At 58.0% G+C, this 14,494-nt stretch carries 13 protein-coding genes and 1 tRNA gene; 10 read left to right on the top strand and 4 right to left on the bottom strand.

Annotation, left to right across the window (positions count from 1 at the left end; translation table 11 throughout):
* The first annotated feature begins 252 nt into the window (after positions 1 to 252).
* The 7 genes from FTW19_RS25725 (at position 253) to FTW19_RS06805 (ending at position 6,929) form a co-directional block, all read left to right on the top strand.
* Entirely contained in the window at positions 253 to 627 is a 375-nt protein-coding gene (locus FTW19_RS25725) for an energy transducer TonB (RefSeq protein ID WP_187143341.1), read from the top strand.
* A 52-nt stretch (positions 628 to 679) separates the two neighbouring features.
* Positions 680 to 1,567 (top strand): energy transducer TonB, encoded by an 888-nt coding sequence (locus FTW19_RS06830; RefSeq protein ID WP_147646923.1) that lies wholly within the window; start codon positions 680 to 682, stop codon positions 1,565 to 1,567.
* A gap of 192 nt (positions 1,568 to 1,759) precedes the next feature.
* The gene (locus FTW19_RS06825; RefSeq protein WP_147646922.1) at positions 1,760 to 2,911 is read left to right on the top strand and encodes a glycosyltransferase family 2 protein; all 1,152 of its coding nucleotides are present in this window, start codon (positions 1,760 to 1,762) and stop codon (positions 2,909 to 2,911) included.
* Positions 2,912 to 2,922: 11 nt separating this feature from the next.
* Entirely contained in the window at positions 2,923 to 4,341 is a 1,419-nt protein-coding gene (locus FTW19_RS06820) for an ArnT family glycosyltransferase (protein ID WP_147646921.1), read from the top strand.
* Positions 4,342 to 4,559: 218 nt separating this feature from the next.
* A complete protein-coding gene (gene hemE / locus FTW19_RS06815; RefSeq protein WP_147646920.1) occupies positions 4,560 to 5,600 on the top strand; it encodes a uroporphyrinogen decarboxylase in 1,041 nt (346 codons plus the stop codon).
* 36 nt (positions 5,601 to 5,636) lie between these two features.
* Positions 5,637 to 6,557, top strand: a complete 921-nt coding sequence (hemH, locus tag FTW19_RS06810) for a ferrochelatase (protein WP_147646919.1) — start codon at positions 5,637 to 5,639, stop codon at positions 6,555 to 6,557.
* Between the two features lie 57 nt (positions 6,558 to 6,614).
* A complete protein-coding gene (locus FTW19_RS06805; protein ID WP_147646918.1) occupies positions 6,615 to 6,929 on the top strand; it encodes a hypothetical protein in 315 nt (104 codons plus the stop codon).
* Between the two features lie 94 nt (positions 6,930 to 7,023).
* Here FTW19_RS06805 and FTW19_RS06800 read toward each other — a convergent pair whose 3' ends face one another.
* A complete protein-coding gene (locus FTW19_RS06800; protein WP_246153620.1) occupies positions 7,024 to 7,296 on the bottom strand; it encodes a ubiquitin carboxyl-terminal hydrolase 14 in 273 nt (90 codons plus the stop codon).
* 175 nt (positions 7,297 to 7,471) lie between these two features.
* Here FTW19_RS06800 and FTW19_RS06795 point away from each other — a divergent pair, with 175 nt between their 5' ends.
* Both FTW19_RS06795 and FTW19_RS06790 read left to right on the top strand, forming a co-directional pair.
* On the top strand, positions 7,472 to 8,779 hold the full coding sequence (locus tag FTW19_RS06795; RefSeq protein WP_187143338.1) for a TolC family protein: 1,308 nt from the start codon (positions 7,472 to 7,474) through the stop codon (positions 8,777 to 8,779).
* Between the two features lie 78 nt (positions 8,780 to 8,857).
* Positions 8,858 to 9,367 carry an ester cyclase gene (locus FTW19_RS06790; protein WP_187143337.1) on the top strand — a complete coding sequence of 170 codons (510 nt, stop codon included), beginning with the start codon at positions 8,858 to 8,860 and terminating at the stop codon, positions 9,365 to 9,367.
* A gap of 41 nt (positions 9,368 to 9,408) precedes the next feature.
* On the opposite strand, the gene FTW19_RS06785 is transcribed toward FTW19_RS06790, so the two are convergent.
* Together FTW19_RS06785 and FTW19_RS06780 are read right to left on the bottom strand one after the other, a co-directional pair.
* A tRNA-Arg gene (locus FTW19_RS06785) sits at positions 9,409 to 9,485 on the bottom strand.
* Positions 9,486 to 9,587: 102 nt separating this feature from the next.
* Positions 9,588 to 10,466: a TIM barrel protein gene (locus tag FTW19_RS06780; protein WP_147646915.1), complete on the bottom strand. Its 879-nt coding sequence runs from the start codon at positions 10,464 to 10,466 to the stop codon at positions 9,588 to 9,590.
* Between the two features lie 434 nt (positions 10,467 to 10,900).
* Here FTW19_RS06780 and FTW19_RS06775 point away from each other — a divergent pair, with 434 nt between their 5' ends.
* Positions 10,901 to 11,818: a hypothetical protein gene (locus FTW19_RS06775; RefSeq protein ID WP_147646914.1), complete on the top strand. Its 918-nt coding sequence runs from the start codon at positions 10,901 to 10,903 to the stop codon at positions 11,816 to 11,818.
* A 162-nt stretch (positions 11,819 to 11,980) separates the two neighbouring features.
* Here FTW19_RS06775 and FTW19_RS06770 read toward each other — a convergent pair whose 3' ends face one another.
* Positions 11,981 to 14,413, bottom strand: a complete 2,433-nt coding sequence (locus tag FTW19_RS06770; RefSeq protein WP_147646913.1) for an ABC transporter permease — start codon at positions 14,411 to 14,413, stop codon at positions 11,981 to 11,983.
* Positions 14,414 to 14,494 lie beyond the last annotated feature (81 nt).

Raw genomic sequence — 14,494 nt, 5'->3', positions numbered from 1 at the left:
GTGGACTTGCGCTCAATGCAGTGGGTGCTTTCGGGGTCCCTTGTCCGTCAAGCGGACGCTACCAGGAGTCGGGCCTCATCGCCGATCGAACGGCTTTTCTGCCCATTCACCCCAGGCTGCCCCAGGTGGATCCACGGCGGAGTTCTCGCCTCAAAAAGACGCAGAACTGCGCGAGCTTTAACAGTAGCCCACTTTGCTGGAGGAGTCAATCTTGATACGTCCCGGGCCAAAATCAGGCTACACTTTTCCGCAATGACGCGCTATTGGATCGGCGGAGCGGTTCTGGCGGCATGCACGATGAGCCTGTGGGCCACCGAACCTGCCTGCAAGCTCGACGAACCGATTCTCTCTCCCGGAAACGGAATCACGTCACCCGAGCTTCGTAGTGCACTTAGCCTTCCTTCCCCGCCAAAGGGTTCCCTCTACGTCCATGAGGTCGTTGTCGAATTTTTGGTGGATTCCCATGGAATACCGCGCTGCCTACGCGTGACTCACCCCTCCGGATACGGCATCGACACTGACGCGCTGAACGCGATTCGTCAGTCCGTCTTTCGGCCAGCTCACCGAGCCGATGGAACCCCGGTCGCCGTCAAAATGACCCAGAGCTTCCACCTCGCCCCGTTCTGATCGAGTCCCAACCGGATTGTTCCATCCCGCCCACATCCGGTACCCTGCCCCCATGCGGCGCTTTTTCTCCCTCTCCGTTGCACTGCTTGCCTTGTTCTCCCTGACGGGTTCCTCCGCCGTAGCCCAGTCCACCGAGGCGGCCCTCACAAAACGTCTCTCCGGCCGGCAGTTCCTGCTGCGTGGCTGCTGGCAGGGCGCGAACCTCTGGTTCACCGCCGACGGTCGCCCGCTGAACGACTATCCGGAGCTCCCTTTTACCCTCGCCGGAGTCAAAATCGACCACATCAAGCTACTCAAGAACGGGCTCCAGCTCGAAGGGCACCGCATGGGCCTGGAGATCGACGCCAAAGCCCGCGGAGCTATCCGCTGGGTGCCCATCCTTACCTTGGCCGAGGCCCCCGCAGACCGCAGCGGTGCTGAGCCCCTTCAGTTCCACATCAGTCCGCCATCATCCGGCGACTACGCCGCCGCCCTCGACGCCATCTTCGCAGACAGCGTCAACGACCTCGCTCCCCGCCTGCCTATCTACTGGCAGACAGCGGCCACGCAGTTCTTTGGCCACAACGAGCCTCCTCTGCCTGAAGCCTCCCGCCTGCGCGGTCCTGACCTGAAGCACTATGCCTCTCTGGGGACCTTCTCCGGACAAGACCAGAACCAGACAACCTCCGGCAGCAGCACTCAACCGACGCTGCTCTCCGGCGCCAACCCCGACTTCACGCCCGCCGCCCGGAGGCTGAAGTATGCTGCCGTCGTCATCGTCCGCTTCACCGTCAATGCCGATGGCTCGGTCAGCAAACCACAGATCGCCCAGCCTGCCGGTCTCGGCCTGGATGAAGCCGCTGTCGCCGCAGTGCTCCAGTACCGCTTCCGCCCTGGCATGGTCAACGGCAAGCCACAGGCTACAGAGATCGGCACAGCCATCCGGTTCCAGATGCACTAGGGATTGAAGAATTGAATGATTGGACCTGGGCAATGCCCCAGGTATCCGACCCCAAAAATGTAAAAGTGCTGAAGGCCCGCTTCAATAGAGACAAATCCGGCGCGGGGTGTAATCAATTCCGTTTGCTCCGCAACAAAAACAGGTACAGCGGGTCACGCACTCTAAAGCGCGAATCCTGCCAGGACCTGAAGCATGAGCGATTTTGCTGTCCAACTCGATTTGCAACAAGCATCAAACGCCGTTGAACTTGCGGTGATTCTGCCGACTTACAACGAGCGCGCCAATATCGTCGAAGCGATCCGCCGCACGCAGACAGTCCTGGGAAACATGCCGCACGAGATCATCGTTGTGGATGACAACTCCCCGGACGGTACTGCGGATGTGGTCCGCCAACTTGCCCGTCAGGATAGCCGCATCCGCCTTATCCATCGCATCGGCCGCCGCGGTCTTTCCTCGGCCGTGATCGAAGGCATGATGGCATCCACCGCACCAATGCTTGCGGTGATGGATGCGGACATGCAACACGATGAGTCTGCCCTCCCCCGCATGATCGAGAAGATGCACCGCGAGCATCTTGACCTGGTGATCGGAACACGTAACGCCCATGGCGGCAGCATGGGAAACTTTGCACGGATCCGTGTCCGCATCAGCCAGCTCAGCGCGCAGCTCTCGCGCTCTGTCTGTCAATGCGAGGTCTCCGATCCGATGAGCGGCTTCTTCCTGGTGCGGGACGACTTCTTCCGCTCCGCCGCTCCTCGCTTGCAGACCGGCGGCTTCAAGATCCTGCTCGATCTGCTGGCCTCCAGCGATCGCAAGCCGCGCATCGGCGAAATTGGTTATCGCTTCCGTACGCGCATGCATGGCCAGTCCAAGCTCTCGTTCTATGTCGCCGTCGAGTATCTATTCCTCATCGTGAACAAACTCACCGGTGGACATCTCTGCCCGCGCCTCACGCTCTTCGCGCTCACCGGCGCCAGCGGCCTTCTGGTTCATTTCGCTGTTCTGGCGGCCATGTATCTCGGTCTGCATTCGAGTTTTCTCACCTCACAGGCGGTTGCCGCCATCGCCGCGATGAGCACCAACTTCGCGGTCAATAATGCGTTGCAGCAAAGCCGCCTGCGCGGCCCCCGTGCCTGGACCGGCTACCTCCGTTTCCTCATGCTTTGTGCTCTTGGCGCCATCTTTTCTGTCTCCTATGCCAACCGCCTCCAACTCTCGCACACGCCATGGGCGCTGGCTGCACTCGCGGGCATCGCTATCGGTTCTGTGTGGAACTACGCCATAACCCAGATATTTACCTGGGAAGCGCCACAAACACGGCGCGCGGTGAGCCTCTCCAGCTAAACTCCGTAAGGATGCAGCGCTCTCACAAGCAGCTTCTCGCAGCAGTTCTGGTTGCCGCTTACACCGCGTTTGTTCCGGTGATGCGTTCCGGTATGCAGCTTGAAGTCGGCTACAACGAGGGTTGGAATCTCTATAACGCCCGTACCGTCCTGCTGCACCAGCCGCTCTATGCCGAGCGTTTCGGATGGCATACCGTTAATTATCCCGCGCTGTCGTTTTATATCTCCGCGTGGCTCTCGCACCTGACCGGCGATCTGCTCTATACCGGGCGCGCCTTGTCTATCGTTGGCCTGGTCTGTTCCGCGCTGCTTCTGGGTGCGATGGTTCGGCATCTCGCAGGATCGCGCTATGCCGCCGTCTTCACCGCGCTACTCACCATCAGCGTCGTCGGGGCCTCCGCCCCCAGTTACATCGGGCAATACGATCCCCAGCTTTTTGCAACGCCTTTCTTTCTCGCAGCGTTCTATCTCTATCTGCGCTTTCGCGAACGTCCAGCGGCGATTGTCTTGATGGCACTACTCTTCGTCTTCGCTGGAAATATCAAGCACAACCTTATCGACATTCCGCTCGCTGTCACGCTGGATCTTCTGGTGGCGCGCCGCTGGCGTGGATTAACTCTTTTCCTGGGTACAGCGATGCCGGCCACCGTGCTTTCGCTGTGGATCAACCAACACTTCGCGGGCTCGGCATTTCTCACCAACCTGCTCGCAGGCCGCGGATACTCCCTGCATCACGCCTTCGATAACGGCATTGGCACCCTTGGCCCGCTGATCCCTCTCCTCATGCTCTCCGGCATCACGGCATGGCGCTCGCGCCGATACCCTGCGCTTCGCATCACCGGAATCTGGCTCGCATGCGCGTTTGTGTTGAATCTCTTCTTTGCCGGTGGAGTTGGAGTCGCCACCAACTCCCTCTTCGACACGCTGCTGGCCATGGTGTTGTTGATTGGCATCTTCCTCGATGAAGTGCGCGAAGCCGCGTCGCCATTGACTTATCTCCCGATGGCCATCGCTCTCTGGCCGCTGCTCCCGCTCTTCATCAACAACGAGACAAGTCTTCCCATTCGCGATCTCCGCCATCTGCGTCAACAACAACAGACATATCGTGAGTCACTCGCTGTCTTGCGGCAAACTCCCGGTCCCACAATCTGCGAGTCGCTGCTGCTCTGCGCGGAGGCGGGCAAGCCCTATCTCTACGACCCTTTCAACGCGACACGCTTCATCCAGTTGGGCAAACTCGATCCGTCACCGCTCTACAGCCGGCTCGCAAACCGCCAAATCGCCGCCATTCAACTGGACAAATCGATCGATCTCACCAAAGCTGATACCGATGCCAATCGGTTCACACCGGAGATGCTCGAAATCATCCGCAAGAACTACACACCCCTCTTGCAACGCAACGGTGTCCTCATCCTCGTCCCAGCTCACTAAAGATCGACACGACAAAAGATCGAACTACCTTTTGTTTGTCATTTCGTAGCGATCAGCGGAAGCGGTGAATCTGCTTCGCTAGAGCATTTTCCTGTTGCCGGGTATCCCTGTAACAGGGGAAATGCTCTTCAGTAGCCTTGGTCTATGGTGTTTCCGACCTATTCAACTATTCCACCATTCAACCTCAAGCTCCCCCTTCCACGTAGAATCAAAATTGCATGTCCAGCCGTTTTGTAAGAGCCTGCCTCCGTCAGTCCGTTGATCGCACACCCGTCTGGTTCCTTCGCCAGGCCGGCCGCTATATGCCGGAGTACATGGCCGTACGCAAGCACCACTCGCTGCTTGAGATCTGCCGCACCCCCGAGATCGCCGCCGAGGTCACTATCACCGCGGCCGAGCGCCTGGGTGTCGATGCCGCCATCATCTTCGCGGATCTGTTGCTGCCGCTCACACCGATGGGCCTGGACTTCGAGTTCGTCAATGGAGAGGGCCCGGTCGTACACACGCCGATTCGCTCCGCCGAACAGATCGCAGCCCTGCGCACCGACCGCGCCGAAGAGCTCCAATATGTCGCCCGCGCCATCGAAAAGGTCTGCGCTCACTTTGCTGCTCCGCGCGCGGACGGCGATGAGCTCGGCATCATCGGCTTTATTGGCGCTCCCTTCACGCTGGCCAGCTACATGATCGAGGGTGGCGGCTCCCGCAACTACATCGAGGCCAAGAAGCTGATGTACAGCGATCGTGGCGCGTGGGACTTGCTGATGGACAAGCTTGTCACCATCCTCATCCCCTATGCAAAACAACAGGTAGAGGCAGGCGCCGACGTCATCCAGATCTTCGACTCCTGGGCAGGAGCGCTCTCCGTCTCCGACTACCGGGAGTACGTCCTTCCCGCCACCACGCGTCTCGTGCAGGCAGTCCAGGCCATGGGCGTTCCCGTTATCTACTTTGGCGTCGACTCGGCCTCCCTGCTGCCACATATGAAACAGACCGGTGCCGACGTCCTCGGTCTCGACTGGCGCATTCCCGTTGACGAAGCCCGTACGCTCTTAGGCGACAACGTTGCCGTGCAGGGAAACCTCGACCCCATTACGCTCTTCGCGCCGCAGGATGTGCTCAAGCATCGCACCGAAGAGATTCTTCGCCGCAACGCGGGCCAACCCGGCCACATCTTCAACCTCGGACACGGCATCGTCCCCGGTACACCGGTCGAAAACGTCATCGCCGTCGCCGAGTGGGTCAAGCAGTTTCAGGTCTGAAGCTACCTCCGCTCGAGGCGCACTAAAATAAAAGCGATGCACGCGATTCTTCTGCTCGCTCACGGCACGCCGGATACTCTCGGCGAGATGAAGGCCTACCTCGACCTCGTAACCTCCGGCCGCGGGGTTCCTGATCACGTCGTCGAAGAGCTGCAGCACCGCTACGCCGAGATCGGCCTGCGCGAAGAGCCCGGTCCTGAACCGCCACACCTCACGCGTTGGACAATGAGACAGGCAGAGCTGCTACGCACAAAGATCAGCGAGCCGGTTTATGTTGCCATGCGCAACTGGAAGCCGCTGATCGCTCCCGTGATCGAGCAGATGAAGGCAGACGGCGTCACTTCGGCACGCGTGCTCTGCCTGGCCCCACAGAACTCGCGTACCTCCATCGGTCTCTACAAACGCGATCTGGTGAAAGCCCTGGGCGAAACTCCCGCCATCCAGATCGACTTCGTCGAAGGCTGGCATAATCATCCGAAGCTGATCGAAGCCTTCGCCGATCGTCTGCTGCATACACGCGTTCCTCAGATATCGATCGACGTCAATAACAAGCGGGCAGTCCTGTTTACAGCCCACTCCGTTCCCTCCCGCACGGTGCAGGGGGATAACCCCGATCCCTATGCCGACGAGGCCAAGGATACAGCCGCCCTGGTCGCACAGAAGGCCGGCATTAACGACTGGTACTTCGCCTTTCAATCACAAGGCGCCAGCGGAGGCCCATGGCTCGGACCCACGGTTGAAGATTCCCTCCGCTCGCTGAAAGATCGCGGCTATGATGAGGTCGTGCTGCACCCTATCGGCTTCGTCTGCGACCACGTCGAAGTGCTCTACGACATCGACATCAACTTCCAGCAGTTCGCAAAAGAGATCGGCATCAGGCTGTCACGGCCGGAGTCGTTGAACGATCATCCGCTGCTGATCGAAGCACTCGCCGATTTGGCTGGTTCACGCCGCTAGCTTCGAACGTGGGCAATTACGGGACGGTCGAAGCCGTCCCGTACTACAATCCTCTCCATGGCGAAGTCGAAGGTCGAGCAGGGGTTTGAAGTGTTGTGTCCGGACTGTGGTGCGATCCTGAAGATCGATCCCGTCACGCAGCAGATCATCAGCCATACCTCGGCACCGAAGAAACGCACCTTTGAGAGCCTTTCCCAGGCCTCGGCTGCGTTGAAAGAGCAGGACGACCGCCGGGATTCGCTCTTCCGTCAGTCAGTGGAAGCAGAGAAGAACAAGGAAGATCTGCTTGCCAAGAAGTTCGCCGAGGCCGTGAAGAAGGCCAAAGAGAGTCCACTGACAGAAAAGCCGCTGCGGGACTTCGATCTGGACTGATCGTCTGGGTGCCCCACCCTCACGGAGTTAGGGTGGGCTAGGAACGCCCCAAAATCCCGAACAAACACAAATCAAATTTGTCGATACGCCCTAGCTACTGAAGCAGTTCTTCGACGACTTCATCCACAAAGCACCAAGCCCAGCTCTCGCCGGGTTCGACCGAGCGCATGATGGGGTGCTTGGTGTCATGAAAGTGCTTGGTGGCGTGCTTGTTCGGTGAAGAATCGCAGCAGCCTACATGTCCGCAGACCAGGCACATCCTCAGGTGCACCCAGGAGCTGCCCATCTTCAGGCACTCTTCACAGCCGTTGGCGGAAGGGGTTACCGGATGCAGGTGCGCGAAGTGTTTGCAGGCATGCTGAGCCACAGAGAATCTCCTTGGGGGAAAATGGCAGGCTCTGAGAAAGGACTCAGATCTGCTTCGCCTGTGGGTATTCTTTCACGCGGAAAGTAGGAAGGTGAACTCTTTTAGAGTCAACCTTTCGCGATGACGAATCTGTACCATGAGTGGTAAGTATCGACAGGATTCCAGAAGAGTGTCCATGAAAACCGCGCGTTTTCCTCTTTATCCCCTGCCTCTGCTATTCGCATGCATGCTGCTTGCATCAGCGAAGCTTGAAGCGCAGCTCTCGTTCGCCTCTGCGATCGACCTGGCGCTTCGCAATAGCCCGCGGGTAAAGATGGCCGAAGCAGATGCAGCCAAAGCGACGGCTGTTCTTTCGGAATCGCGTGTCGTGTTCATTCCGGTATTGAATGCCGGTTCAGGGCTGGGCTACTCCTACGGGTTCCCTGTCGGTCAACCGACTCTCTATAACGTCACCTCGCAGTCACTTGTCTTTGATCTCGCCCAGAAAAAGTACATCGACGCAGCGCGGATGGGACTCGAAGCGGCCAATCTTGCATTGGCGGACGCGCGCCAGGCCGTAGCGGAAGATGCTGCCCGTACGTGCGTTGTGCTGGACCACGACGTGCAGCGGCTTGAGGCATTGAAACAGGAACAGGGATTTGCAGCGCATCTCGTGGAGATTGTGCGTTTGCGCATGGATGCCGGTCAGGACAATCGGATGGAACTGACAAAGTCCCGCCTGGCCCTGGCTCAAATCACCCTCGCCAGGCTGCATGAGGACACGGATATCGCTTTTCAACGTACTCACCTAGCGAATCTGACAGGACTGCCCTCTGAAGGCCTTTCCATCGTTCCCGGCAGCATTCCGCTGCCTCCATCTCCGAAGACTGTGAGCGATAGCGAGTACGTACCGGCTATTCACGCGGCGTACGTCAACGCGCGGTCAAAATTCCAGGTTGCTTTTGGCGATGCAAGAAAGCTGTATCGTCCACGTGTCGGTTTCAATTTTCAATACGACCGCTACGCGACGTTCAATAACTATCAGGACTATTACAAACCCGGTTCGTTCCGGACAGATAACTTCACTGTAGGGACGGTGGTGGACCTCCCTATCTTTCAACTTCAGCTACGTGCCAAGGCAAAGGAATCACTGGCCGACGCATTGCACGCGCAGTCTGACGCGGATCGTTTGAAGCTTGATTTCCTGGAAGGCCGGGTAAAAACAATCAACTCACTCGCAGAGCTCACCGCAAGGAGTGAGATCGCTGCGCTGGAGCGTGAGATTGCGGAACAACAGCTTCAGGCACTACGGATTCAGTTGAATGAGGGATCTGGCAATAGCGGCGCTCCACCATCTCCAAAAGACGAACAAAATGCGCTCATTCAGGAACGGCAGAAGTATCTTGATCTTCTCGATGCCGATCGGCAGCTTCGCGAAGCACAGATCAGCGCGTTGCGCCTGACGGGGCAATTGGAAGAGTGGCTGAAGAACGCCGACAGGTAGACCAGCGTCCGACATCTTGCTCATCGTGATCCGTGCTACGCTCATCTCCACCCACAAGGAACATCCATGGAGGTTGTTATGACGTCAGCAGAGACCGGGGCCCTCCTCCAACGCTGGTTCGATGAAGTCTGGAACCAAGGCAAAGAGTCGACCATCCACGAACTCTTCGACAAGAATGGCAAGGCTCACGGCTGGCCGGAACCCACATCGGTCCTCCGAGGGCCTAAGGAGTTTGCCAAAGTCTTCCACCAGTTCCGGTCAGCATTCTCTGAGATCAAAATAACCATCCACGAGATCATCGCCGAAGGTGGCCATGGTGCCGTCCGCTGGACCTGCACCTCGAAGCACACCGGTGACGGCCTTGGGTTCGCAGGCACGAACAAACCCGTTACCCTCCCCGGCTCGTCCTTTATCCTCTGCAAAAATGGCAAGCTCTTAGAAGGTTGGAACTTCCTCGATCAGACTAGCGTTATTCATCAACTGCGGATCGCCGCGGACAAAAATGCCGCGGCAGGTAAGCAGCGAAGTGCCGGCATCAGTAAGCCTGTAGCGCCGATCAGGAAAAAATCTGGCCGCTCTCTAAAATAGTGGATTGCGTTGGGACTTACTTGAATCAGTGGGAAGGCGTTTGGTAGGCGAGGCAGGGATCGAACCTGCAACCCCGAGCTTAGAAGGCTCGTGCTCTATCCAATTGAGCTACTCGCCCGCCTGCTTTGATTGTATGCGAGCAGAGTGCGCTTCCATACATCGGAATACAGAGAAAACCCATCCATGCAGCGCGTGATGCGATGCGTGGATGGGTTTTACGCTACGACTTGAGGGCTGCGATGGCTTCTTCGCGGGCGGTCTTCAGGGTTTTGACCCAGTCGCCGGTGGCGCGGAACTCCATGCAGATGACGCGGTTGTACTTCAGTTCCGCCAGCTTGCGGTAGATGTTGGTGTAGTTCATCTCGCCGGTGCCAGGCTCGTGGCGTCCGGGGACATCGGCGATGTGCACCAGGCCGACCAGGTCGATGTTGCCGTCGAGCTTTTCGATCAGGTTCCCGGCCTGCCGCTGCTCATGGTAGAAGTCGTACAACACCTTGATGCGCGGGCTGTTGACCTCGCGGCAGATGGCGAAGGCTTCGCTCACGCTGACCACCGCTTCTTCCTTGTGCTCCAGCAGGTCGATGGGTTCGAGCACGATCTCGATCTGGTCCTTTTCGAGAACATCAGCGGCGTACTTCAGCGTATCGACGATAGCGGCGCGCTGCTGCTCCGGCGTCTGGTCAGGGACACGCTTGAACGCGGTGTAGATGAACTGCTTGCACCCCAGCTCTTTTGCGCCGGGGATGGCTTTGACCAGGTCATCGTGCAGGAAGGTGCGCTTGCTCTGATCGGCCAGAGAGTTGCGGCCAGGGACGGCTGAGTCGACGCCGAGCTTGTACTTCTTCAACGCGGCGAGATTGGTCTTCCACTCCTCCGGGGTCCACTTCTCATACTCGTTGCCGACCTCGACAGAGCTATAGCCGGCGGAGGCCACCAGTTCGAGCTTCTGTTCGAAGCTCAGTTTATTGTCCAGCGTCCACAGCATGACGGAGAAGGTGTTGGACGGGGCCGGGGCGGCGACGGCAGCTTCAAGGCCACCGAGAAACGGCATTGCGGCCGCACTCAGGGAAAGCTTGTGGAAGTGACGACGATTCATCATGAGTCTGTGGTCTCCAGAGGTTTCAGCGCAGCGAAAGGCGTAGCTGGGTTTGCCAGAGAAGTATATCGGGGTGGAGCATTTTTCCTGTAGGTGTAGTGCAGAGCTTGTGCATCTATGGGCGTTTTCTGCTATGAAAACGCACCGCACGCTCCTCCCGGGATACCCAGCAACAGGAAAAATGCTCTAGCGCTGCAGGAACGTAGTGAAGATATCTCAGGAGGCGAGATTCGGCGGGATGGTGGGGCATCTTTCACAGAGAATCGCGCGACTATTGCAGGGTCCATGGGTTCGAGCCGGTATAGCCTTCCATCTCTGTTGCGCACATGGTGCCTTACATGCGTTTGCTGCCTCGCTGTATCTGTACCCAGTTAACAGTTACCAGTTGCCTGTGGCTTTTCGCGGGAGTCCTCACGGTCGTTGGATGTGAAGCAGCCGTGGCACAGAGCACTGCTCCTCCCACGCCTCCGGATGCTCAGGAGCAGGCAGGGATAGACGCCATCACTTCTCCATATGACCCGGCGATCTTCCTCAACCGGTTGGCGACGGCGCAGCTCGATTTCGTACGGCAATATGACGGCCAACCCGCTAAGGCGCTACTAAAAGACAAACAATTCAAAGCGGTGGCGAAGGCGATTGTGCCTGACTGCATGTTCCACTATGGCCGTGATATGTCAGCCCGCGATGCGATTGAGCTGGTGATGGACGGATCGAAGACGCCGGTACAGCTACGGGATGGGCGCTATCTTCTGGTCTCTGGCGATGGCGGGCCCTATCTGGCCGGGCGCGCTTTTTTCTGGATCGATCTGCAAGAGGGCATTGGCCTGGCCAGCTTCTCCTTTCATCCGACCAATGGCGAACCGACGCCAACCGTGACTGTGTTCTCGCGGCAGGTGAAGGATCCTGCGATCAGTATGGGACAGTTGCCACCGGAGTTTGCACGCGACATGGAGGACTGGTCGCGGCGCGAGCATGTGCCTGTAATTACCACCCGGTACTTCATCGGAGAGCCAAAGAAGCGTCTGCTGCTGGAACACGACGAGGAGTACTGCCTGCAGCTCGACGGCACCATGGCTCCGCCGGATCGCGGATGCCAGCAGATGGACGCCGACTCCGCCGAACTGGACATGAATGCAGCCTATTACCTGGAGCAGGTGCATCACGCGACCAATGCAACGGCGTGGATGATCAATGGTCCGGAGCAGGTGGCATGGCTGGATCTGCGAACGCGGACGTGTAGTGTCGATATCGCCTGCAGGATTCAGGTGACGCGACAGCATACGGGCGTGATGACCGGACATCCAAGGCCAATTCCAGGACCACACCCCGTGCCACATCCGATTGGGCGGAGGTAGCTTAGTCTACCGGAATAGTGACTGATACCTCGGCAAGCTAAGACCCATTTGTCTGTCGTCCCGAAAGCTGATTCGTATCGTAGGTCGGCCAAGGCAATGTACTCATTGAGAATTTAGAGATCCAGAATCGATGAATTACCTGGAGGGGCTTCCTTACGCCAATTAGTTGTCCCGCAATGCGAGCACCGGGTCGATACGGGTTGCTCGCCGCGCCGGGAATATACATGCAACTGCCGAAGCAAACAGGAAAACTCCAGCGACAACAGCGAGCACAGAAGGATCACGCAGACTGCTCTCGGTCCAGCGATGTACGGCATCACTTAGTCCGATGCTCAGGAGAACACCAAGAATGACCCCGAGCCCTGTGGTGCGCGCTGTTGAGGTCAGCGTGAGCAGCAGAACATTGAGCCGCGACGCACCGAGGGCCGAACGAATTCCAAATTCGCGAGTTCGCTGCTCGACAGAGTATGCAACCACGCTGGCCAGGCCGATCACGGCCAGACCCAGCCCGATGACAGAGAAGGCCGAGAACAGAGCTGCAATAAACCGCTCATGTGACCAGACAAACATGGAAAGATATTCATCGAGCGAATAGACAAAGCTGACCGCCTGATTCTGATTGAGATCACGGATATTAGCGCTAATGGCGTGAAGCAGCGTCGAGGGATTGTCGCTAGTGGTGCGAATGAGAAGGCTTATACCCTGACCGACGAGGATAGAGGACGGTATATATGCCTGCGGCAGTATGGGCCGGTGCAGCCCCGCATTGCGTACGTCGCCAACTACGCCAATCACCTGGAAGGGCTGGTTCAAGTTGGGCGCCTGCAGCAGATTGCGCGGAACACGCGAGAGTTCCTCAGGGATTATTTGTTTTCCGATTGGATCGGAGCCTGGGAAGTAGTGCTGGGCAAAGGTCTTGCTGATCACTGCCAGATTCGCACCATGAAGAACTTCCTCACGCGTCAGGAATCGGCCCTCGAGAAGTGGGATGTGAAGCACCGAGAAGTAATCGGAGTCAATCAGATTCACCCCACTTGTGCGGCTTCGATCAGGAGCGGTTCCCACGATCTGCACGGGCTGGACCCAGTTGCTATCGGGCGGAATGCCTACTGCAGATATGGAAGCTGCCGTCACTCCCGGAGTGGCTTTGATCTTCTCAATCACAGCGTCGTAGTAGTTCACCCGTTCCTGCCACGCGGGGAACGACCTGTCTGGCAGATTGATCCGTAGCGTGAGAATCTGATGCGGGTCGAAGCCAAGCTTGGCAGCGTATGCCTGGAGAAAGTTGTGCATAGCGGCGCCCGCTCCGGCGAGCATCAGAACGGTGAGCGCTGTCTGTCCGACGATCAGCGCGGATCGGGTCCGAGCACCATGGGACGTCGTGCTACGCGAGCCCGCTGACTCGATAATCTGGCTGATGCGAGGATTCGAAAACTGCAACGCCGGAGAGAGTCCAGCCAGGATTCCAATCGTGACCGAGACTGCGACGCTGAAGAGAAGAACCGGCGTATTTAGGGTTATCACGACTTCATGCGGGATGGAGTACTCCGGAATCAAACCAGTGATCAAGCGAATCGCAAGATGTGCGAAAGCCACGCCAAGTACACCGCCCGCAACTGACAGGATGACAGCCTCTGTGAGCAGTTGCTGCACGATGCGGTGGCGAGATGCTCCAAGGGCAACGCGGGTCGCGATTTCCTGCGATCGAGCGGTTCCGCGGGCCAGCATCAGGATCGATACGTTGCCACAGCCGATGAGAAGCAGCAACGCGACCGCCACAAACAGCACAACGAGCGTGCCTTTGAATTGCCCGAGCAGCCAATCGTTCAAGGTGTCCACCTTGATGCGATAGCCGTCACGTGGCAGCAGCGTTGGTTCAGTGCGCCTCACCTGCTCCACGAAGCTGGCCAACTCACCGCCTGCCGCAGCGGTCGAGACCCCCGGCCGAATTCGTATGAGCGTCTGAAACCGGCTCTTCGGATCCATACCAGCCGGCATGGGTACATATATGTTCGAATCGTGCCAGGTAAAGCGCGGTCCAACCACTCCAATAACGGTGTACTTCTGGTGATTGAGGTCGAGGGCCTTGCCGAGGACGTCGGGATCGGATGAGAAGTGGCTCTTCCAAAACAAATAGCTGATGACCGCCACGTGGGGAGGCGCTACACCCGCCGGAGCTTCAGACGCAGTAAAGACGCGGCCCATCACCGGAGGTGCACCCAGAAATTGGAGCCCGTTCCCCGTCATCTCCAGAACCTTGACCGACTGCGGTATATCGGTATCCGTCGCCACCATACTGGTATCGTTTTGCGCAAATGCGTCTTCGACAGATTTAGCCTGACGCAATTGGTCGAGTTCAGAAAGTGTTAACGGAATGTCCCTGCCAAAGCCCTGCTTGTTCTGGATGGTAACGAATGCAATTCGACCAGCGTCCCGGTAGGGATACGGGTCGATCAGAACTCCATAGAGCACGCTATAAACGGCAGTGGTCGCTCCGATCCCAAGCGCCATCGAAACAATTGCCGTGAGCGCGTAGATGCGGTGCTTGGTGATCTGCCTGCGAGCGAAGGAAATATCGTGAAACAGCGTGAACATAAGTCCCGTCCTCGAACCTTGGCGTACACATCGACGGAGGAATTGTAGGCAATTCCATCACCAATCCAAAACGCGCTAAGT

Origin of the sequence: Terriglobus albidus, assembly GCF_008000815.1 — a bacterium.
Taxonomy (GTDB): Bacteria; Acidobacteriota; Terriglobia; order Terriglobales; family Acidobacteriaceae; genus Terriglobus; species Terriglobus albidus_A.
This window is presented reverse-complemented; position numbering and strand designations above follow the sequence as displayed.